We start from the raw sequence: 19,449 nt of genomic DNA on the forward strand, positions 1-19,449 counted from the left end.
CCCACGCGCAGCCGCTGCCCCTGTTGCTTTAGCCCGTATTACGCAGGCCAGCGGCGATGCCGTTGATCGAGATGTGGATACCGCGTTGTACGCGCTCGTCGGCCTTGCCTTCCCGGTAGCGGCGCACCAGCTCCACCTGCAGGTGGTGCAGGGGGTCGATGTAGGGGAAGCGGTGGCGGATGGAGCGTTGCAGCGCCGCGTTGTTGGCCAAGCGGTTCTTCTCGCCCGTGATGGTAGCCAGCGCTTGCGCAGTGGCGTGCCATTCGGCCTCAATCGCGGTAAAGATTTTCTTGCGCAGGCGGGCATCACCCACCAGCTCGGAGTACCGCGAGGCTAGTGCCAAGTCGCTCTTGGCCATCACCATGTCCATGTTGGAGAGCAGGGTGCCGAAGAAGGGCCACTGCTTGTACATCTTTTGCAGCAGCGCCAGGCGCTCTTTCTGCTCGGCGGCGGTGCCGCTGCTCACGAACTTTTGCACGGCAGAGCCAAAGCCAAACCAGCCGGGTAGCGTCAGGCGGCACTGGCCCCAGCTGAAGCCCCAGGGAATCGCACGCAGGTCTTCGATCTTTTGCGAGGCCTTGCGCGACGCTGGGCGCGAGCCGATGTTGAGCTCAGCAATCTCGCGCAGCGGTGTGGACGCAAAGAAATACTCGGTGAAGCCGGGGGTCTCGTACACCAGTGCGCGGTAGGCTGCCATGCTGTTGCTGGAGAGTTCAGCAGCGGCTTCCAGGAAAGCCTTGGTGGCCGACTTGGTGGGTTGCAAGAGCGTGGCTTCCAGTGTGGCAGCGACCAGGGTTTCTAGGTTGCGGCGGCCGATTTCAGGATTGGCGTACTTGGAACCAATCACTTCGCCCTGTTCGGTCAGGCGTATCTGACCGCGCACGGTACCGGGAGGCTGGGCCAAGATGGCCTGATAGCTGGGGCCGCCGCCGCGGCCGACGGTGCCGCCACGGCCGTGGAACATGCGCAGCTGGATCTTGTGCTGGGCTGCCAGCACATCAAACAGCTCGACCAGCGCGATTTCGGCGCGATATAGCTCCCAGTTGCTGGTGAAGATGCCGCCGTCCTTGTTGGAATCGGAGTAGCCCAGCATGATGTCCTGCTCGGAGCCACTGCGCTTGACCAACTCGGCCACGCCGGGCAGGGCGTAGAACTCGCGCATGATGGGCGCGGCGTTGCGCAGGTCTTCAATAGTTTCGAACAGCGGCACGACGATCAGGTCCGCAGTGGCTTGCGCGTCCAGTGTGCCGCGCATCAGGCCCACTTCTTTTTGCAGCAGCAACACTTCGAGCAAGTCGCTCACAGTCTCGGTGTGGCTGATGATGTAGTGGCGGATGGCCTCATGGCCAAAGCGCTCGCGCATGACCTTGGCAGCGGCAAAGATGGCGAGCTCCCCTTGAGCGTGGGCCGAGTAGTCCACGCCATGCACGCGCAGCGGCCGGGCGTCGTTCAACAAGCGCAGCAGTAGGGCACGTTTGGCGGCTTCGTCCAGCGTGTTGTAGTTGGCTTCCACGCGGGCCGTGGCCAGCAATTCGGCCACCACTTCTTCGTGCTTGTCCGAGCTCTGGCGCAGGTCCACCGTGGCCAGGTGAAAACCGAAGACCTCCACCGCGCGGATCAGCGGGTGCAGGCGTTGTTTGATCAGGGCTGCACCGTGGTGGGCCTTGAGCGAGGCGGCGATAGTCCGCAGATCGGACACAAACTCCTGCGCCAGCAGGTAGGGGTTTTGCGGGGCCACGGCGTGGCGAGCAGCCTCGGTGCCAGTCAGATTTTTGAGTGTGGCGGCCAGTCGGGCGTACATGCCGGTCAGGGCGCGGCGGTAAGGTTCGTCCTTGCGATGGGCATTTTGGTCAGGCGAGCTCTCGGCCAGCGCCTGCATCTCGGGGGTGCAGTCGGCTAACATGGCGGAGATGGACAATTCACCACCCAGGTAATGCACCTCGGTCAGGTAGTGGCGCAGGGCCACCTCGGCCTGGCGGCGTAGCGCGTATTCCAGCGTTTGCGCGCTGACATTGGGGTTGCCGTCGCGGTCGCCGCCAATCCACTGGCCCATGCGCAAAAAGCTGTGCACAGGCTGGGTGCCCAGCATGTCTTCCAGGTCGGCATAAAGCTTGGGAATCTCGCGCAGGAAGGTGGATTCGTAGTAGCTCAGCGCGTTCTCGATTTCGTCGGCCACGGTGAGCTTGGAGAAGCGCAGCAGGCGCGTCTGCCAGAGCTGCATCACGCGGGCGCGCATCTGGGCCTCGTTGGCGGCCAATTCTTTGGGGGTGAGGGCGTCTTTTTTGCTGTCAACCGAGACAGCGCGCAGCTTGATTTCGTCCCGTGTGGTTAACAGTTGGGCGATGTCGCGTTCGGCATCCAGAATGCTTTTGCGCTGTACTTCGGTGGGGTGGGCGGTGAGCACGGGCGAGACATAACTTTGCGCCAGTGTCTGTGAGATCGCTTTGGGTGCAATACCAGCCCAGCGCAGGCGAGACATCGCCACCTCAATGCTTCCTTCTTGTGTGTCACCCGCGCGCTCGTGCACGGCACGGCGGCGAATGTGGTGGCGGTCTTCGGCCAGGTTGGCCAAATGCGAAAAGTAGGTGAAGGCGCGAATCACGCTCACCGTCTGGTCGCCGCTCAAGCCTTTGAGCAGTTTCTTCAGGGCCTTGTCGGCTTCGTGGTCGGCATCGCGGCGAAACGCCACCGACAGGGTGCGGATCTGCTCGATCAGTTCGTAGGCCTCGACGCCCTCCTGTTCCCGAATCACATCACCCAGGATCCGGCCCAAAAGGCGGATGTCTTCTACCAAGGGACGCTCGTTGTCTTTTGTGCGCTTGGCCGTCTCTGCGGCAGGTGCTTTTTTCATGGGTCTGGATCGAGGGGGTGGGAGGGGCTTCGAGTGAAGCAAGGATCGGGCCCATGCTAGCATCGAAGGCATTCCATCGATTACTAGCAGGTTACGACTTTGCCTCATTTTACGATCGCCACACGCGAGAGCCGGCTGGCCCTTTGGCAAGCAGAACATGTGAAAGCTTTGCTGGAGCAACAAGGTGCTTCAGTCACCCTGCTGGGCATGACCACCAAGGGGGATCAAATTCTGGACCGTTCACTGAGCAAAGTGGGCGGCAAAGGCCTGTTTGTCAAGGAGCTGGAGGTGGCCCTCGAAGAAGGCCGTGCCGACCTTGCAGTGCACTCGCTCAAAGATGTGCCCATGGAGCTGCCCGATGGCTTCGAGCTCGCCTGCGTGATGGAGCGCGAGGACCCGCGTGATGCCTGGGTGTCCGGCCGTTACGCCAGCGTGGCGGAGCTGCCGCAAGGTGCGGTGGTGGGCACTTCCAGCTTGCGCCGCGTGGCACTCCTGCGGGCCATGCGGCCGGACCTGAAGATCGAGCCGTTGCGCGGCAACCTGGATACCCGTTTGCGCAAGCTCGATGAGGGTCTGTATGACGGCATTGTGCTGGCCGCTGCCGGGCTCAAGCGCTTGGGGTTGGCGTCCCGCATTCGCAGCACTTTTGCGGTGGAGCAGATGCTGCCAGCGGCCGGGCAAGGGGCCCTGGGTATTGAGGTTCGTTCGGGTCGTGACGATGTGCGTACGGCGCTGCAGCACTTGGCTCACCAGTCCACCTGGTTCGCCGTCGCTGCCGAGCGGGCGGTGAGCCGCATGATGGGCGGGAGCTGTTCCATGCCATTGGCGGCTTACGCTACGCTGGAGGGTGCGCAGCTGCATATCCGTGCCGCCTGGGGTGATGCCGAGGGCCGGCACCCGCTGGTGACTGCACAAGCCCAGGGCCCGGTGCATAGCGTGGCCGATGCCACTGCGCTCGGCGAGCGGGTGGCCCTACAACTGCAGGCTGGTGTGCAGGCCTTGCCCTCAACTGGAGTTTGATGCCATGCGTGTGATCGTGACCCGCCCCGAAGGCGAAGCCCAAAAGTGGGTCAGCACCTTGCAAGGAGCAGGCTACCAAGCTACCAGCCTGCCTTTGATTGAGGTGCTGCCCACAGCGCAGCCGCAGGCCGTGCAAGAAGCCTGGCGGCAGATCGCGCAGTGGGACGCGGTGATGTTCGTCAGTCGCAATGCGGTGGACCACTTTTTTGCATTAAAACCGGCCGGAACGTCCGTTTTCTCTGCGCAAGCAGCTATAAAAAAGAGAGCGTATGTGACTGGCCCCGGTAGTTACTCAGCACTCTTGCGTGCGGGTGCCGAAGCGGCCTGGATTGACTCCCCCGACCATGCGGCGGGCCTGTTTGACTCCGAAGCTCTGTGGCGCGTGGTCCGCGGCCAGATGCGAGCGGGCTTTCGGCTGCTCATTGTGCGTGGTACCACCTTGGATGGCTCCGGCAGTGATGAGGGCGTGGGGCGCGACTGGTTTGCCAAGCAGGCAACAGCGGCCGGTGCACAGGTGGACTTTGTGGTGGCATACCAGCGCCAGCAACCACAACTGGATGCACAGCAGCGGGAGACTGCCACAGCAGCTGCACATGACGGAACGGTATGGTTGTTTAGCAGTTCAGAGGCCATTGCCAATCTGCAAGCCCAGTGCCCCAACCAGCCTTGGCAGGCGGCCCGTGCGGTGGTGACCCACCCGCGCATTGGCAAGGCGGCACGGGACGCTGGATTCGGTGTGGTGCGCGAGTCACGTCCTGCGCTGCCTGCGCTAATGGCGTCGATAGAATCGTTGCAATGAACCCCGAGCCAGCTGTCCCTGCCGAACCCCTTTCCCTGGAGCACTCCCCGCCTGCAGCTTTGCTGCCGACGGTGAAGTCCTCGCGCCGGTGGTTGCGAGGTGTGGCGGTGGTGGCCGCTGTGGGCTTGGTCGCCAGCGCCTTGTTGTGGCAAAAGCTCAGTTCCATTCAAGAGCAATTGGCGCGACAGAGCGCTGACACTGGCTCCCAGGCCAACGAAGCACGGGCGATGGCCCGTCAGGCCCAAGAACTGGCCATCGAAACCTCGGCCAAGCTCGCCATGACGGAGGCGCGTTTGAGTGAGGTGTCGCTGCAACGCAGCCAGCTTGAAGAGTTGATGCAAAGCCTGTCGCGCTCGCGTGATGAGAACCTGGTGGTCGATATTGAGTCTGGCGTGCGCCTGGCGCAACAGCAGGCCCAGCTCACCGGCAGCGCCGAGCCTTTGCTGGCCGCCCTGAAGACCGCGGAGCTGCGCGTCGCCCGCGCGGCCCAGCCGCGTCTGACCCCGGTGCAACGAGCCATTGCAAAAGATGTGGCCCGTATCAAAGCCACGGCTTTGGCCGATTTGCCCGCTTTGTTGGTCAAACTCGACGAGCTGGTGCAGCTCACCGATGACCTGCCGGTGGCCAATGCCGTGGCACTGCCCAGCCCGGCAGAGAGCCTCAAACGCAAAGATGCTGAGTCCATGGCAGGTTGGTGGAGCCGCGCCATGGCGGTGGTGCATGCCGAGCTGCGCAGTTTGGTGCGCGTCAGTCGTATCGACAATCCGGACGCGGTTCTGTTAACGCCAGAGCAGGCGTTTTTCTTGCGCGAGAACCTCAAGCTCAAATTGCTCAACGCACGGTTGGGCCTCCTTACGCGCCACAACGATGCGGCACGTTCGGACTTGGCTGCTGCCTCCGCGGCCTTGGCCCGTTACTTCGATGTGTCTTCGCGCAAGACGCAGTCTGCCCAGAACTTGTTGCAGCAGTTGCAGGGGCAGGCGCGTGCGTTGGAGTTGCCGCGCGTGGATGAAACCCTGGCTGCGCTGACCACTGCAGCGGCGGGGCGCTGATATGCGGGCTGCACTCTGGCTCCTCGCCTTGTTTGCGGTGGCGGTGGCCACCGCCCTATTTGCGGGGAATAACCAAGGCACGGTGACGCTGTATTGGCCACCGTACCGCATCGACGTGTCGTTGAACCTGGTGCTGGTCGTGCTGGCCTTGCTGTTTGTGACCCTGCACCTGGCATTGCGCGCACTGTCGGGGCTGCTGCATATTCCTTTGCAGGCCAAGCGCTGGCGCCTGCTCTACAAGGAGCGCGCCATGCACGAAGCGCTGCTGGATTCCCTCTCCAACCTTGTGGCAGGGCGTTTTGTACGGGCTCGCAAGGCGGCTGAATTGGTGGTGACGCTGGAGGAGTCTTTGCGCAGCAGTGAGGAGCACACTGCCCACGGTTTGCGCCTGCGCACCATGTCGCACTTGATTGCAGCCGAAAGTGCCCATGCCCTGCAAGACCGCAGTCGCCGAGAACAGCATTTCCAGAGTGCGCTGGAACTGACTGGGGCACGCGACGCGCAGGAGGGGCGTGATGGTGTGTTGATGCGTGCGGCGCGGTGGTCCTTTGAGGATCGCGATGCCTCCCAGTCGTTGGACTGGCTGGACCAACTGCCCCAAGGCACTGCCCGCCGTACCATTGCCCTGCGCCTGCGACTCAAGGCGGCCCGGCTGGCGGGCCAGTCGCGCGCAGCACTTGATGCGGTTCGTTTGCTGACCAAACATCGAGCCTTCTCGGAAGTGGCTGGTGCCGGAATCGCGCGAGGACTTGCGTTGGAAATCCTGCGATCGGCCCATGACCCCATGCAATTGCAACGCGCCTGGGAGGCGCTGGAACTGGCCGAGCGTCATATGCCTGAGGTCGCGCTGGAAGCCGCCGAGCGTTGCCTGCAGCTGGGTGGTGATGTCGCCCTGTCGCGCCAGTGGGTGTTGCCGCTGTGGACCGCGATGGCCGAACGGACGGACGCCTTGGTTCCGGCGATGCGGGTGCGCGTGGTGCGCGTATTGGAAAAAGGCTTTTCCCAGGCCGCGGGTACGCCTGATGTCGCGTGGTTGCAGCGCATTGAATCGCTGCAACTGGCAAACCCTGCAGATCCCTTGTTGCAATACTTGGCGGGGGTAATGTGCGCGCGGCTGGAGTTGTGGGGCAAGGCCCAGCAGATGTTGCGCCAGTCCTTGAGCATGCTCAAGGATGCCGAACTGAAGCGTGATGCTTGGCGCGCCTTGGCCGAATTGGCCGAACAACGGCAAGATATGGCTGCTGCGGCGCAGGCTTACAAGGAAGCTGCCAAAGCGTGACGCTTTGAAGTTTCGGGGCTATTATCCGCCCCATGGCCACACTCATAGACCACCTCATCAAGCTCACAGACCACCGCGACCGCGACCTGTTGGAGCTCACGCTGTCCAAGGCTTTGATTGACTTGGTGCCTATCCAGCGCGTCATCGTCGCGCGGGTGGTGAGTGAGGAAGGCATCAAGCGCTGGCTGGAGGTGGCTACCTTGGATGCCAAGGGGGGCGGCAAGGTGGTGGATCCGTTGCGGGTGGACTTCCAAAAGCTGCCTTTGCTGGAGGACAACCGGGACCGTCTGCGGGCTGTGCAAAACCGCGAGCGGATTGAGATTGCCTGGGCCGGTGAAGATGGCCCTCGCATCACCTACTTTCCGCTGTTTTCCGAAACCGTTAACGAAGATGAGGGGGCGTTGGAGATCCACTCCGCCTCGCCGCTTACCGACGAGCAACTGCAAACACTGACGCAGGTTCAGCACGTGTTCCGCAATATGTACCACCTGCTGGCGTACAGTGACCGGGATGCCCTCACTGGCCTGCTCAATCGCAAATCACTGGATGACACCTTTTACAGTGCCGTGCTCGACGAGCTGGGCGAAGGGCCCGAATCCTCACAAACCGATGTCTTGAAGACAGCCTTGGCACCTGGCCAAGAGCGCCGTCACCGGGTACCGCCGAACTACTGGTTAGGCACCATCAGCATCGACCAGTTTGGCATCATCAACGACAAAAATGGCCATCTAATTGCTGAAGAGGTTTTGTTGCTGGTGGCGCGCATCATGAACAATACCTTCCGCACCTATGACCGCCTGTACCGGCTGGGTGGAGAGCAGTTTGCTGTACTCATGCACTGTCCGGACGAAGCCTTGGTGCTGGCCGCGTTTGAGCGTTTTCGCGCCAATATCGAGAAATTCAATTTCCCGCAGGTGGGGCGTATTACCATTTGTGCCGGCTTCACCCGCATTACGCCGGATGATTCCCCCAGCACCGCGCTGGAGCATGCCGAGCGTGCGGTGGACTATGCGCAGCACAACGGCCGCAACAAAGTGTTCAGCCATGCCGAATTGGTGCGCAAGGGGTTTTTCGGCGATGCAGTGAAAATCGGCGCTGTCGATATCTTTTGAGTCTGACTGGGCAGGCCAAAAAAAAGGGGCACCGCGGTGCCCCTTTTTATTTAGCTTGCCGTGTTCTCTTCAAACGGCAGGCTCATAGTGCGCAGATCGCGCCGGGTTTCCACCAGTACCAGCGGGCCAGCATCCACCACTACGGGGGCAGGACGTTCACGTGGCACATGCACGGGCTTGGGTTCGGCGGCAATTGCCGCTTGCACAGCAGCAATCTTTTCGGCATCCGAGTTCACCCATTGCAGGCCTGAACTCTGGGCGACTTGTTGTAGCGAATCCGTGGGCAGGGTGTAGCCCTGGACCTTGGGCATGCCGCCGCTAGCCACTGGAGTGACAGCCGGTGCTGCCACAGGTGCCACAGTCACGACAGCCACGGGGGCGGCCGGGGCTGGGGCGAGCACCACAGTGTGCGATGGCTCCACGCTGGCCGCTACGGCTTGCTCTGCTGGGGCATCGGCCACAGGCGCTGGTTCACCACGCTCTTGACGGTTGCCACGGTCACGGCCATAGCGGTCGCGCGAGCGGCGCTGGCCCTCCCCGGCTTGCCGGCCTTCGCTTGGGGCGCCTACTTCACCTGCCGTGCGCTCAGCGTCGCCTTGGGCAGAAGGTGTTGTGTCGGCAAAAGCGGGTGTTTCCGCTTCCATCCGGTTGCCTTCGTCCTGGCGAGGCCCTCGCTCATCGCGGCGGCCATTGCGGTTGCGGCCACGACCGCGGCCCTCACGGCCTTCACCACGTGTTTCGGCGTTGACATCCGAGCCAGCATCCGTGCGGGCTTCCGACGCGTCTTCTACGCGGCTGTCTTGGCGTGGCTCAGCGTTGCGTTCTGCTTGGTCTTCGCGTGGACCACGGCCTTCGCCGCGATTACGACCCCGGCCTTCACCGCGGGGCCCGCGGTCCTGGCGCGGTTCACCACGGCCTTCGCCGCGTTCGCCGCGCGCAGCCGGGGCATTGCCGCCCTCAGCCAGCGCGTTGACTTGCACGTCCTGGGCTGCTGCGGGTGCGCCGGCATCCATGCGTTCATTGCGTTGGGCACCGCCTTGGCGTTCGCCACGTTCACCGCGGTTGCGGCCATTGCGGCCACCACGTTCACCGCGCTCCGCGCGGTCCGCACCGCCTTCAGGGCGGGCTTCGCCACGGCCATCGGCGCGGGGCTCGTTGCGGCCACCGCGGCTGTTGCGGCCTTCGCCACGCTCGCCACCGCGGTCGTTGCGTTCACCACGGCCACCGTTGCGGTTGCCATCGCGGCCGCGGCCGTCACGGCCTTCGCGCTTATCTTCGGTCTTGGCAGCTGCGGGGGCTACAGGCTTGGCCACGGGCGCGGCTTGTTCCATGCCCAGCAGGCCCTTGATCCAGCCAAAGAAGCCTTTGCTGGCCGGTGCAGGTGCAGCCACCGACTTGGCTGCCGCTGCGGGCGCAGAAGCCTTCACAGGTTCTGGCTTGGGAGGGGCAATCGGCGCCGGTGCATCGGGCAACACACCCTTGATCACCGGGGTTTGCTTGTTGGTGGGCTCTTGCGAACGACGGGTCACGCCGGTGGCCTCTTCCATGTCGTCGGCCATCTTGTAGCTGGCTTCGATGTGGTCCAGACGCGGATCGTCGTGCTTCAGGCGTTCGAGCTTGTAGTTGGGCGTTTCCAGCGTCTTGTTCGGCACCATCAGCACGTTGATGCGCTGCTTGAGCTCGATCTTGGCGATCTCGGTGCGCTTTTCGTTCAGCAGGAAGGATGCCACATCGACGGGCACCTGGCACATCACGGAGGCGGTGTTGTCCTTGAGGGACTCTTCCTGGATGATGCGCAGAATCTGCAGCGCGGAGCTTTCGGTGTCACGGATGTGGCCGGAGCCGCCGCAGCGCGGGCAGGGGATGGAAGCACCTTCGGAGAGAGCAGGGCGCAGGCGCTGGCGGCTCATTTCCATCAGGCCGAACTTGGAGATCGTGCCGAACTGCACGCGGGCACGGTCCTGGCGCAGGGCGTCACGCAAGCGGTTTTCCACCTCGCGGCGGTTGCGGGACTCTTCCATGTCGATGAAGTCGATCACGATCAGGCCGCCCAAGTCGCGCAGGCGCATCTGGCGGGCCACTTCGTCTGCGGCTTCCAGGTTGGTGCGGGTGGCGGTTTCCTCGATATCGCCGCCCTTGATGGCGCGGGCCGAGTTCACGTCCACGGACACCAGCGCTTCGGTGTGGTCAATGACGATGGCGCCACCGGAGGGCAACTGTACTGTACGGGCGTAGGCCGATTCGATCTGGTGCTCGATCTGGAAACGGCTGAATAGCGGTGCATCGTCTCGGTAGCGCTTCACGCGGGCCGCGTGCTCGGGCATCACGTGGGCCATGAACTGCTGGGCCTGCTCATACACGTCGTCGGTGTCGATCAGGATGTCGCCGATATCGTGGTTGAAGTAGTCGCGGATGGCGCGGATCACCAGCGAGGATTCTTGGTAAATCAGGTAGGCGCCCTTGCCGCCCTTGGCGGCACCGTCAATGGCGGACCAGAGCTTCAAGAGGTAGTTCAAGTCCCACTGCAGCTCAGGGGCGCTGCGGCCGATGCCGGCGGTGCGCGCGATGATGGACATGCCGTTGGGGTATTCCAACTGGTCCATGTTTTCCTTCAGTTCGGCACGGTCGTCACCCTCGATGCGGCGCGAAACGCCACCACCGCGGGGGTTGTTGGGCATCAGTACCACATAGCGGCCCGCCAGGGAAATGAAGGTGGTCAGGGCAGCGCCCTTGTTGCCGCGTTCTTCCTTTTCGACCTGGACCAGCAGTTCCTGGCCTTCCTTGATGACGTCCTGGATGCGGGCCTGGCTGGCAGAGACGCCTTCCTTGAAGTACATCTTGGAGATTTCCTTGAAGGGCAGGAAACCGTGGCGGTCTTCGCCGTAGTCCACAAAGCAGGCTTCCAGTGAGGGCTCGACGCGCGTGACGACGGCTTTGTAAATATTGCCCTTGCGCTGTTCGCGCCCTTCGATTTCGATTTCGTAGTCGAGGAGTTTTTGTCCGTCGACGATGGCCAGGCGGCGTTCTTCAGCCTGCGTGGCGTTGATCAGCATCCGTTTCATGGATTGCATCCTTCTTCAATAAGCACATGCCCGGGATGGGCGTACGGTGCCGGACTGACGAATTGAAGTGAGGTGGAATTGCCGGAGAACTTCAGGTCACACGAGGTGACGAAGCGTAGGCGCAGGGATGGGGACGAGGGGATGGGTTTGTGAACTCGCTATCAAAAGGATAGCTCGTTGCGCAGGTTGTACCGGGGCTGCAGGCCGATATGTGCCACCCAACGGGGCGTAGACGCTCCGCAGGCACAAGGTCATCAGGCTCAACAACACAAACATCTCGTTTCATTCCATTCGCAAACCGTGGGCTTGCGAATTTGGGGTATTCCGTTTCAGGTTTTCAATTCGTCGGCTTGACCATGTTGTTTGCGGGCCATCACAGGCAGGTGGCGTGTGATTTGCAAGCAAGGCAGCGTGGCGGCATCGACCTTCCAGCGCAGCGTTTGGTGGGGTGTGGACTAAACTCCAGACAAATCAACCACTTACGGCGCGTCGCTAGTGAAACACATTATAGGGGGCAATCCGACCCCAGCCCTCCCCCTGACAAACCCGCAAGTCAAATCCGTGACCGTGGACGAGGACAGCGCGGGCCAGCGCCTGGACAACTTCCTGATGCGCGAACTGAAGGGGGTGCCCAAAACCCATGTTTACCGCATCATCCGCAGCGGTGAGGTGCGCGTGAACAAGGGCCGCGCCAGTGCCGATACCCGGATCGAGGTGGGCGATGTGGTGCGCGTACCACCTGTGCGCATGTCCGAGCGGGTCGAACAAAAAGCCCAGGCCATGGCCCAGCAGGTGGTGGCGCAGGCGAGCAGCCGGGCGCCTGCCAAAACCTTCCCGGTGCTGTTTGAGGATGAGCATTTCCTGGCGATCGACAAGCCCGCCGGGGTGGCCGTGCACGGGGGCTCGGGGGTGAGTTTCGGGGTGATCGAGCAGTTGCGCATGGCCCGGCCCCAGGCCACGTTTCTGGAACTGGTGCACCGCCTGGACCGGGAAACCAGCGGCATTTTGTTGATTGCCAAGAAGCGCAGTGCCCTGAAAAACCTGCAGGACCAGTTTCGCGACCGTGAAACCGGTAAAACCTACTTGGCCCTGGTGGTGGGGCAGTGGCCTACTAATAAGAAGGTGCTGGACAAGTCCCTGCACAAATACCTGCTGGCCAGCAAGGACGGCGGCGCGGATGCGGGAGAACGCCGCGTGAAGGTGGTCGACAAAGACCACCCGGATGCCATGCCCTCCCTGTCGCTGGTGAAAGTTCGGGCGACGTCTGGTGTGCCCGCGTCGGCCGATGCGACCGGCCAGCGTGGGTATTCGCTGCTGGAGGTGACCATCAAGACCGGGCGTACCCACCAAATTCGGGTGCACCTGGCGTCCGAAGGCATGCCGATTGCCGGCGACGACAAGTACGGTGACTTCGATCTGAACAAGGAGCTGGCGCGGGGCGCGGCTCCGGCGCCGCTCAAGCGTATGTTCTTGCATGCCTGGCGTTTCCAGTGCCGGCACCCGAGTACGGGTGATCGGGTGGAGTTGTTGGCCCAACTGCCGCCCGAGCTGGCCGATTTTTTGCGCGTTGCGGTACCTGCTGCGACCTGAGTCCTGTTTGACACCCCTATTTCCCCTATGTCCTCCACCTCCACCCGTGCCCGCCAGTTCGACCTGATTGCCTTTGACTGGGACGGCACCCTGTTCGACTCCACGGCCATCATCACCCGCTGCATCCAGGCCGCAGTGGCCGATGTGGGCGGCACCGTGCCCAGCGACAAAGACGCTTCTTACGTGATTGGCTTAGGCCTGATGCAGGCGCTGGCCCATGCAGCGCCCGATGTTCCCCAAGAGAAATATCCGCTTCTGGGGGCGCGCTACAAGCACCATTACGTGCTGCACCAGAATGACATCAGCCTGTTTGAGGGGGTGCTGCCCATGCTGGACGCGCTCAAGGCAGCAGGCCATTTGTTGGCGGTGGCCACTGGCAAGAGTCGTTCGGGGCTGAATGAGGCTCTGCAGGCAGTAGAGCTACGGGGCGTGTTCGACGGCTCGCGCACCGCGGACGAAACCGCCGGCAAACCCCATCCCCTGATGCTGCAGGAACTGATGGCCGAGTTTGGCGTGCCGCCCGAGCGTGTGCTGATGATTGGTGACACCACCCATGACCTGCAACTGGCGCTGAACGCCGGCTGCGCCAGCGTAGGGGTGAGTTATGGCGCCCATGAGCCTGCTGCTTTCGAGGCATTGCAGCCGCGCCATGTGGCGCATTCGGTGGCTGAGCTGCAGGCCTGGCTCTTGGCCCACGCCTGAGGAGACTGCCATGACCCTGGGACCTGCAGGTGTGGCGATTCCCCTGTGCAACAGTGGCGATCTGGTGAACAGCGGCTTGGCCGTGCCGTTTGACGTGGAGTACTGCGGGCAGACCTGTTATGCCTTTGCGGTGCGTTATGCCGACAAGGTCTACGCCTACCTCAACCGTTGCTCCCACGTGCCCATGGAAATGGACTACCAGCCCAACCGATTCTTTGACCTGACCGGCAACTGGCTGATCTGCGCCACCCACGGCGCCATGTACAGCCCGCAAACGGGCCAGTGCCGTACCGGCCCCTGCCGCGGTGGCCTGGTGCCCATTGCCCTCACCGAGGCCGATGGTGTCGTCCACTGGCATACTGCCCACAACTTACAACCTGTCGCCTTCTGATATGTCCGATTATTCTGTCCCACCATCCCCGGAATCAGCCTCCAATTCGACCTCTAACCGCGTGGATGCTGCGCAGGAAGCTATCAATAACGTAGCATCTGTGGCGGCAACTCCCGGCTGGGAGCGGGCCACTTTGGAGAAGTTGGCCATGGCGGCGCTGGTGGAGCAGCGCGCCGCGCGCCGCTGGCGCAATGCCATCCGCATTGCCTGGCTGGTTTTCTTGTCGGTTGTGCTGTGGTTCGGGCTGCAACAGGGTGGTAGTACCACGGATGTCAGCGCGCCGCACACGGCCGTGGTGTCTATCCAGGGCGAGATTGCGGCGGGCGCTGAAGCCAGTGCTGAGTTCGTGGTGGCTGCAATGCGCAGTGCCTTTGAAGACGACGGTGCCAAGGCGGTGGTGTTGCTGATCAACTCACCCGGCGGCAGCCCGGTGCAGGCCGGCATCATCAACGACGAGATCAAGCGCCTCAAAGCGCTGCACAACAAGCCCGTGTACGCCGTGGTGGAAGAAACCTGTGCCTCGGCCGCGTACTACATTGCTGCGGGGGCTGACGAGATTTTTGTGGACAAGGCCAGCATTGTGGGCAGCATTGGCGTGCTAATGGACGGCTTTGGCTTCACGGGCTTGATGGACAAGCTGGGCGTGGAGCGCCGCCTCATGACGGCGGGTGAGAACAAGGGCTTTCTGGATCCCTTCAGCCCGCAGACCGAGAAGCAGCGCGCATTTGCCCAGGCCATGCTCAACCAGATCCACCAGCAGTTCATTGCCGTGGTGAAGGATGGTCGTGGCACGCGCCTGAAAGAGACTCCTGACATGTTCAGCGGCCTGTTCTGGACCGGTCAGCAAGCCGTCGAGCTGGGGCTGGCTGACAAATTGGGCAACCTGGACTATGTGGCGCGCGAGGTGGTGAAGGCCGAAGACATCATCGACTACACCCGTAAGGACAACGTAGCTGAGCGTCTGGTCAAGCGATTTGGTGCCTCGATTGGCGAGGGTGCTGCCAAGGCACTGCGATCGCTGCCCGCCATTCACTAATAGAGACTCCCACGCTCCGTCAGTGTGCGGGCAGCTGCCCCCCAAACAAAAGGGTGGCGTTTCCCTTGCTCGGTTGACCGCCAAGCGGTTCAGAGCAGCTTGTGGCGGACCGGCGCTGAAACCTTGCTCTCTAGCGCCCGATTGCGAACACCGTGGGCGTGGCGTTGTCCAGTGCCCAGCCAGCTTGCTTCCACTGTTTTACTAGCGTGCTGTGGGTCTTGGCTGTGTCTAACGTTAGCCCGCTGGAGGTGGCCAGCCGCGTGTTGGCCTGCAGGGTTTGCAACAGGCCCTGCAGCAGGGCGGTGTTGCGGTACGGCGTCTCTATAAAAAGCTGGGTTTGTCCGGTCTTTAACGCCAGCGACTCGAGCTCGCGGATGCGCTTGGTCCGTTCACCGGGATCGGCAGGCACGTAGCCCACAAACGCAAAGTTCTGTCCATTGAGCCCGCTGGCAGCCAAGGCCAACAACAGGGATACGGGCCCCACCAGCGGCACCACGCGCAGACCCAAGTCGTGCGCGGCACGCACAACCGACGAGCCAGGGTCGGCCACGGCTGGCATGCCGGCTTCGCTAACAAGTCCCATATCGTGGCCCCGCAGTGCAGCGGCCAGCAAGGGCGTGGCGTCGAAGCCGCCTTGGTGGTCACCTTTCTTGTGGACCTCACGCGGCAGTTCCTGTATCTGCAGCTCCTGTAGGGTCACAGCCAGAGGATGGGTTGCATCAACCCGTTTGAGGTAGGCGCGCGTGCTTTTGGCGTTTTCGCACACCCAGTGCCGTAGGCGGGCGGCCACGGCCAGGGTGCCTGACGGCATGCTCTGGTCCAGCGGGCTTTGGGTAGCACAGCCAAAGTCCAGCGGCGCAGGGACCAAGTACAGCGTGCCCTTGGCGGGCGTGGCAGCGTACGTCATACCGGCCCCAGCAGCGCAATGCCGGCAGCACGCAGCATCCGGCTGGTACGGATCAGAGGGAGGCCGACCAAGGCGCTAGGGTCGTCGTTGTCAATGGATTCCAGAAGGGCAATACCCAAGCCTTCACTTTTGGCACTGCCGGCGCAGTCATAGGGCGTCTCGGCGCGCAGGTAGTTTTCAATCTCGGCATCGCTCAGGTCCCGGAACACCACGCGCACGGGGGCCACATCTTCTTGCTGGAAGCCGCTGGTCTGGCAGACCACAGCCACGGCAGTCTGGAACACCACGGTCTTGCCGCGCATCTTCTGCAGTTGCGCGACGGCGCGTTCGTGGGTGCCGGGCTTGCCCAGCGGTTCGCCGTCCAGATCGGCCACCTGGTCAGAGCCAATCACTACACAGTCAGGGTATTGCTGGGCGACGGCCCGGGCTTTGGCCAGCGCCAGCCGGCGCGCCAATGCGAGCGGGGCTTCGTGGGGCAGTGGAGTTTCGTCCACATCGGACGCGGCCACACCAAACGGCACACGCAGGCGCTGCAGCAGTTCGCGGCGGTAGGCTGAGGTGGAACCCAGGATGAGTTTGCGGGGGGCGGAGTCTTGCATGGGGCGATTCTCTTACACTGCGCCCATGACACATGAATACTCTGCCAACAGCCTCAATGTACTGACCTTTGCCAAGAGTGACGGCCAGTTGCGGGGCCAGCTGCCTTTGGCCCGGATGCAGCGTCTGCGCGAGGAAACCCAGGGGGCTGCAGATGCAGTGGCGGTGCATTTTGAGGCGCAGGGCGCCATCCGTGCCGATGCGGCAGGCGTCGATGAGCCTTGGTTGCACCTGTCTGGCCGCACCGTGCTCACCATGACCTGTCAGCGTTGCCTGACCCCGGTGGACGTGGATATCACGTTCACGCGCGACTTCCGCTTTGTCGCGACCGAGGCCTTGGCCGAAATCGAGGATGAGGAATCCGAAGAGGATGTGCTGGTGCTGAGCCGGGAATTCAACCTGGTGGATTTGGTGGAAGATGAGTTGTTGATGTCCATTCCTCCCGTACCCAAACACGAGCGTTGCCCCAAGGCTGTGAAGCTGGAGGCCGTGGACGCAGATTTTGAGCCGCTGGCCGAGGAAAAGCCCAACCCGTTTGCCGTGCTCCAAAAGCTCAAAGACAAGGGCCTTGGCCAATAGGTCCGCTTTGGGCTATAATCTGAGGCTTCGCGCGCAAATCCGCCGCGTTTTACCAACCTAACCCGTGTTGCCACACCCTGTGCAGCACTTTTGCTCAGGAGCCGATCATGGCCGTTCAACAAAACAAGAAATCTCCTTCCAAGCGCGGTATGCACCGTTCGCACAACGCACTGGACGTGCCAGGCATCGCAGTGGAACCCACCACCGGTGAAACCCACCTGCGTCACCACATCAGCCCCACCGGTTTTTACCGTGGTCGCAAGGTGTTGAAGACCAAGTCCGAAGCCTAATTCGCCTGAATCTCCAAAAGCCCGAAGCTACAGACCTGTAGCGACGGGCTTTTGTCATTTATGGGCTCTATATTCGGATGTTTGACTGCCTTGTCGTTGGAATGATGCACGCATGATTACTGTCGCCGTCGATTGCATGGGGGGTGACCACGGTCCCCAGGTCACTCTGCCAGCCTGCGCCCAGTTTCTGGAGCAGCACGCGGATGCCGCACTGGTTCTGGTGGGACTGCCGGAGGCGCTCAAGGGCTTCTCGCACCCCCGGGCCACGCTGGTCAGCGTGACCGAAGTCGTCACCATGGACGATCCGCTGGAAGTGGCGCTGCGCAAGAAGAAAGACTCTTCGATGCGGGTGGCCATCCAGCAGGTGAAAGACGGTGCCGCCCAGGCCGCAGTGTCGGCCGGCAACACCGGCGCGCTGATGGCGATTTCCCGTTACATCCTCAAAACCATGGACGGCATCGAGCGCCCGGCCATTGCAGGCCAGATTCCCAATGCCACAGGCGGCGCCACCACGGTGCTGGATCTGGGGGCCAATGTGGATTGCACGGCCGAGCACCTGCTGCAGTTCGCGGTCATGGGCTCGGCGCTGGTGTCCGTGCTGACCAACCAGGAGTCGCCATCGGTGGGGCTGCTCAATATTGGGGAAGAGGTCATCAAAGGCAACGAAGTGATAAAAAAAGCCGGCGAACTGCTGCGAAATGCAGCGAAGTCCGGTGATTTGAACTTTGTTGGCAATGTCGAAGGCAATGACATTTTCAAAGGTACAGCCGAGATCGTGGTGTGTGACGGTTTTGTCGGAAACGTGGCGCTCAAGACCAGCGAAGGCTTGGCGTCCATGATTGGCAACTTCCTGAAGGCCGAGTTTTCCAAAAACATATTCACAAAAATGGCGGCAATTGCGGCCTACACGGTGCTAACGGCGCTTAAAAATCGTGTGGATCACCGTCGCTACAACGGCGCAGCATTGCTGGGGCTGCGTGGTCTGGTGTTCAAGAGCCATGGCTCGGCCGATGTGCTGGCATTCAGCCACGCGTTGAACCGCGCGTATGATGCAGCCCGAAACAACTTGCTGGACCGCGTTCAGGTCCGCATTGCCCATGCAGCCCCTTTGCTGGCTGCGTCTGACGCAACGCAGTAGCCTGAACGGGTGCTCTTACCACCCATGAAACGATATTCGCGAATCACCGGCACTGGCAGCTATGTGCCTCCCCGCCGTTTGAGCAATGCCGATTTGGTAGCCGAACTGGCGGCCAAAGGCGTGGAAACCTCGGACGAGTGGATCGTGGAGCGCACTGGCATCCGCGCCCGCCATTTCGTGGACGACGGCGTTTACAGCAGTGACTTGGCTCTGGAGGCCTGCAAAGGAGCGCTGCAAGCCGCTGGTGTGGAAGCCAAAGACATTGATCTGATCATTGTGGCCACGTCCACGCCGGACATGGTGTTCCCCTCGACCGCCTGCATCTTGCAAAACAAGCTGGGTGCCAACGGTGGTGCGGCGTTTGATGTGCAGGCCGTTTGCAGCGGATTTGTTTATGCCTTGACCGTAGCCGACGCCATGATCCAGACTGGAGCCGCCAACAAGGCGCTGGTGGTGGGGGCCGAAGTGTTCTCCCGCCTGCTGGACTTCAGCGACCGTACCACCTGCGTCTTGTTTGGTGATGGCGCGGGTGCCGTGGTGCTGGAAGCATCCGATACGCCCGGCATTCTGGCCAGCGACCTGCACGCCGATGGCAAGCATGTGGGCATTCTGTGCGTGCCCGGCCATGTATCCAATGGCCATATTCTGGGTGACCCTCTATTAAAGATGGATGGTCAGGCCGTCTTCAAGTTGGCAGTGGGGGTGCTGGAAAGCGCAGCCCGTGCGGCGCTGGCCAAGGCGGGCAAGACGGAAGCGGACATTGACTGGCTGATTCCCCACCAGGCGAACATTCGCATCATGCAGAGCACTGCCAAAAAACTGAAACTTCCCATGGATAAAGTGGTGGTGACGGTGGACCAGCACGGCAACACCTCGGCTGCCTCGATTCCTTTGGCTTTGGACGCTGCCGTGCGTGCTGGCCAGGTCAAGCCGGGCCAGACTTTGATGCTTGAAGGCGTGGGTGGCGGTTTTACCTGGGGCGCAGTGCTCCTGACTTTGTAGCTGCTCGCGCATATTCCACGCGGGCTAGAGTCCTATTTCATT

General features: G+C 62.1%; 17 protein-coding genes. 13 read left to right on the forward strand and 4 right to left on the reverse strand.

What is annotated here, in order from left to right:
* Window positions 1-28: 28 nt before the first annotated feature.
* The gene (ppc, locus tag CHU94_RS10675) at window positions 29-2,851 is read right to left on the reverse strand and encodes a phosphoenolpyruvate carboxylase (RefSeq protein WP_094479646.1); all 2,823 of its coding nucleotides are present in this window, start codon (window positions 2,849-2,851) and stop codon (window positions 29-31) included.
* A gap of 99 nt (window positions 2,852-2,950) precedes the next feature.
* Here ppc and hemC point away from each other — a divergent pair, with 99 nt between their 5' ends.
* The 5 genes from hemC to CHU94_RS10700 are packed head-to-tail and all read left to right on the forward strand — an operon-like array spanning window position 2,951 to window position 8,113.
* Window positions 2,951-3,871 (forward strand): hydroxymethylbilane synthase, encoded by a 921-nt coding sequence (hemC, locus tag CHU94_RS10680; RefSeq protein WP_094479648.1) that lies wholly within the window; start codon window positions 2,951-2,953, stop codon window positions 3,869-3,871.
* 4 nt (window positions 3,872-3,875) lie between these two features.
* Window positions 3,876-4,670 (forward strand): uroporphyrinogen-III synthase, encoded by a 795-nt coding sequence (locus CHU94_RS10685; protein WP_094479650.1) that lies wholly within the window; start codon window positions 3,876-3,878, stop codon window positions 4,668-4,670.
* Window positions 4,667-5,722: a uroporphyrinogen-III C-methyltransferase gene (locus CHU94_RS10690; RefSeq protein WP_094479652.1), complete on the forward strand. Its 1,056-nt coding sequence runs from the start codon at window positions 4,667-4,669 to the stop codon at window positions 5,720-5,722. The genes CHU94_RS10685 and CHU94_RS10690 overlap by 4 nt, the downstream gene beginning before the upstream one ends.
* A gap of 1 nt (window position 5,723) precedes the next feature.
* Window positions 5,724-7,001 (forward strand): heme biosynthesis protein HemY, encoded by a 1,278-nt coding sequence (locus tag CHU94_RS10695; protein WP_094479654.1) that lies wholly within the window; start codon window positions 5,724-5,726, stop codon window positions 6,999-7,001.
* 32 nt (window positions 7,002-7,033) lie between these two features.
* On the forward strand, window positions 7,034-8,113 hold the full coding sequence (locus CHU94_RS10700; protein WP_094479656.1) for a GGDEF domain-containing protein: 1,080 nt from the start codon (window positions 7,034-7,036) through the stop codon (window positions 8,111-8,113).
* A gap of 50 nt (window positions 8,114-8,163) precedes the next feature.
* On the opposite strand, the gene CHU94_RS10705 is transcribed toward CHU94_RS10700, so the two are convergent.
* The gene (locus CHU94_RS10705; protein WP_094479658.1) at window positions 8,164-11,175 is read right to left on the reverse strand and encodes an Rne/Rng family ribonuclease; all 3,012 of its coding nucleotides are present in this window, start codon (window positions 11,173-11,175) and stop codon (window positions 8,164-8,166) included.
* Window positions 11,176-11,670: 495 nt separating this feature from the next.
* On the opposite strand from CHU94_RS10705, the gene CHU94_RS10710 reads away from it, so the two are divergent.
* The 4 genes from CHU94_RS10710 to CHU94_RS10725 all read left to right on the forward strand — a co-directional run bounded on the left by CHU94_RS10710 (window position 11,671) and on the right by CHU94_RS10725 (window position 14,894).
* Window positions 11,671-12,765 carry an RluA family pseudouridine synthase gene (locus CHU94_RS10710; RefSeq protein ID WP_094479660.1) on the forward strand — a complete coding sequence of 365 codons (1,095 nt, stop codon included), beginning with the start codon at window positions 11,671-11,673 and terminating at the stop codon, window positions 12,763-12,765.
* Window positions 12,766-12,792: 27 nt separating this feature from the next.
* Complete coding sequence (locus CHU94_RS10715) at window positions 12,793-13,467, forward strand: HAD family hydrolase (RefSeq protein ID WP_094479662.1); 675 nt, start codon at window positions 12,793-12,795, stop codon at window positions 13,465-13,467.
* A gap of 10 nt (window positions 13,468-13,477) precedes the next feature.
* Window positions 13,478-13,858, forward strand: a complete 381-nt coding sequence (locus CHU94_RS10720; RefSeq protein ID WP_094479664.1) for a Rieske 2Fe-2S domain-containing protein — start codon at window positions 13,478-13,480, stop codon at window positions 13,856-13,858.
* A 148-nt stretch (window positions 13,859-14,006) separates the two neighbouring features.
* Window positions 14,007-14,894, forward strand: coding sequence for a S49 family peptidase (locus tag CHU94_RS10725; protein ID WP_255033968.1), 888 nt, complete (start codon window positions 14,007-14,009; stop codon window positions 14,892-14,894).
* Window positions 14,895-15,024: 130 nt separating this feature from the next.
* Here the strand turns inward: CHU94_RS10725 and CHU94_RS10730 are convergent, their stop codons facing one another.
* Both CHU94_RS10730 and CHU94_RS10735 read right to left on the reverse strand, forming a co-directional pair.
* Entirely contained in the window at window positions 15,025-15,801 is a 777-nt protein-coding gene (locus CHU94_RS10730; protein ID WP_094479668.1) for an SAM-dependent methyltransferase, read from the reverse strand.
* Window positions 15,798-16,400: a Maf family nucleotide pyrophosphatase gene (locus CHU94_RS10735; RefSeq protein WP_094479670.1), complete on the reverse strand. Its 603-nt coding sequence runs from the start codon at window positions 16,398-16,400 to the stop codon at window positions 15,798-15,800. Before CHU94_RS10735 ends, CHU94_RS10730 begins: the two co-directional genes overlap by 4 nt.
* A 25-nt stretch (window positions 16,401-16,425) precedes the next feature.
* Here CHU94_RS10735 and CHU94_RS10740 point away from each other — a divergent pair, with 25 nt between their 5' ends.
* The 4 genes from CHU94_RS10740 to CHU94_RS10755 all read left to right on the forward strand — a co-directional run bounded on the left by CHU94_RS10740 (window position 16,426) and on the right by CHU94_RS10755 (window position 19,407).
* Complete coding sequence (locus tag CHU94_RS10740) at window positions 16,426-16,977, forward strand: DUF177 domain-containing protein (protein WP_094479672.1); 552 nt, start codon at window positions 16,426-16,428, stop codon at window positions 16,975-16,977.
* Window positions 16,978-17,084: 107 nt separating this feature from the next.
* Window positions 17,085-17,267 (forward strand): 50S ribosomal protein L32, encoded by a 183-nt coding sequence (gene rpmF / locus CHU94_RS10745; protein WP_094479674.1) that lies wholly within the window; start codon window positions 17,085-17,087, stop codon window positions 17,265-17,267.
* 112 nt (window positions 17,268-17,379) lie between these two features.
* The gene (gene plsX, locus CHU94_RS10750) at window positions 17,380-18,405 is read left to right on the forward strand and encodes a phosphate acyltransferase PlsX (RefSeq protein WP_094479676.1); all 1,026 of its coding nucleotides are present in this window, start codon (window positions 17,380-17,382) and stop codon (window positions 18,403-18,405) included.
* Between the two features lie 24 nt (window positions 18,406-18,429).
* On the forward strand, window positions 18,430-19,407 hold the full coding sequence (locus CHU94_RS10755) for a beta-ketoacyl-ACP synthase III (protein ID WP_094479678.1): 978 nt from the start codon (window positions 18,430-18,432) through the stop codon (window positions 19,405-19,407).
* Window positions 19,408-19,449: the final 42 nt, after the last annotated feature.

This window comes from Rhodoferax sp. TH121, assembly GCF_002251855.1.
Lineage (GTDB): Bacteria > Pseudomonadota > Gammaproteobacteria > Burkholderiales > Burkholderiaceae_C > Allorhodoferax.

What these genes read in the sequence shown, in the direction of transcription:
- CHU94_RS10695 (WP_094479654.1), top strand. Translation starts at nt 5,724, where the DNA reads ATGCGGGCTGCACTCTGGCTCCTCGCCTTGTTTGCGGTGGCGGTGGCC.
- CHU94_RS10715 (WP_094479662.1), top strand. Translation starts at nt 12,793, where the DNA reads ATGTCCTCCACCTCCACCCGTGCCCGCCAGTTCGACCTGATTGCCTTT.
- rpmF (WP_094479674.1), top strand. Translation starts at nt 17,085, where the DNA reads ATGGCCGTTCAACAAAACAAGAAATCTCCTTCCAAGCGCGGTATGCAC.
- CHU94_RS10705 (WP_094479658.1), bottom strand. Translation starts at nt 11,175, where the DNA reads ATGAAACGGATGCTGATCAACGCCACGCAGGCTGAAGAACGCCGCCTG.
- CHU94_RS10700 (WP_094479656.1), top strand. Translation starts at nt 7,034, where the DNA reads ATGGCCACACTCATAGACCACCTCATCAAGCTCACAGACCACCGCGAC.
- CHU94_RS10735 (WP_094479670.1), bottom strand. Translation starts at nt 16,400, where the DNA reads ATGCAAGACTCCGCCCCCCGCAAACTCATCCTGGGTTCCACCTCAGCC.
- ppc (WP_094479646.1), bottom strand. Translation starts at nt 2,851, where the DNA reads ATGAAAAAAGCACCTGCCGCAGAGACGGCCAAGCGCACAAAAGACAAC.
- CHU94_RS10740 (WP_094479672.1), top strand. Translation starts at nt 16,426, where the DNA reads ATGACACATGAATACTCTGCCAACAGCCTCAATGTACTGACCTTTGCC.
- plsX (WP_094479676.1), top strand. Translation starts at nt 17,380, where the DNA reads ATGATTACTGTCGCCGTCGATTGCATGGGGGGTGACCACGGTCCCCAG.
- CHU94_RS10725 (WP_255033968.1), top strand. Translation starts at nt 14,007, where the DNA reads ATGGCGGCGCTGGTGGAGCAGCGCGCCGCGCGCCGCTGGCGCAATGCC.
- CHU94_RS10730 (WP_094479668.1), bottom strand. Translation starts at nt 15,801, where the DNA reads ATGACGTACGCTGCCACGCCCGCCAAGGGCACGCTGTACTTGGTCCCT.
- CHU94_RS10685 (WP_094479650.1), top strand. Translation starts at nt 3,876, where the DNA reads ATGCGTGTGATCGTGACCCGCCCCGAAGGCGAAGCCCAAAAGTGGGTC.
- CHU94_RS10720 (WP_094479664.1), top strand. Translation starts at nt 13,478, where the DNA reads ATGACCCTGGGACCTGCAGGTGTGGCGATTCCCCTGTGCAACAGTGGC.
- CHU94_RS10755 (WP_094479678.1), top strand. Translation starts at nt 18,430, where the DNA reads ATGAAACGATATTCGCGAATCACCGGCACTGGCAGCTATGTGCCTCCC.
- CHU94_RS10690 (WP_094479652.1), top strand. Translation starts at nt 4,667, where the DNA reads ATGAACCCCGAGCCAGCTGTCCCTGCCGAACCCCTTTCCCTGGAGCAC.